At 66.9% G+C, this 508-nt stretch carries 1 protein-coding gene; it reads right to left on the bottom strand.

What is annotated here, in order from left to right; all coding sequences use genetic code 11:
- Positions 1–36: 36 nt before the first annotated feature.
- On the bottom strand, positions 37–508 hold a 472-nt coding region (locus AC1DTN_RS39350; protein WP_477925693.1), incomplete at its 5' end, for a phosphoketolase family protein.

The following is a 508-nucleotide window of genomic DNA, read 5'->3' as shown; positions in this document are numbered from 1 at the left end:
GTGCTGATCGCCGAACGCGTCGCCTGAGCCGGCGCCTCAGCGCGTCCAGCGCCAGTTGGCGATCTCGGGCATATCGTCCCCATGGCGGGTGACGTAGGCGCGATGTTCGAGCAGTTTGTCGCGCAGATGCTGCTGCACATGCGCGGCGCTGTCGCGCACCCGCGGCACGCGGGCGATCGCAGCGGCCGCCAGGTGAAAGCGGTCCAGGCGGGTCCGCACCGTCATGTCGAACGGCGTCGTCGTGCTGCCCTCTTCCAGATAGCCGTGCACATGGAAGTTGCCATGGTTGTGCCGCTTGTAGGTGAGGCGGTGGACCAGCGCCGGATAGCCGTGGAACGCGAAGACGACCGGGACATCGCTGGTGAAGATCGAGTCGAAGACCGCGTCCGTCAGGCCATGGGGATGCGTCGAGGGCGACTCCAGCGCCATCAGGTCGACCACGTTCACCATCCGGACCTTCAGCTCGGGCATCAGGGTGCGCAGCAGGTCGATCGCCGCCAGGGTTTCC

This window comes from Rhizobium sp. 01T444 (assembly GCF_056398305.1).
This window is presented reverse-complemented; position numbering and strand designations above follow the sequence as displayed.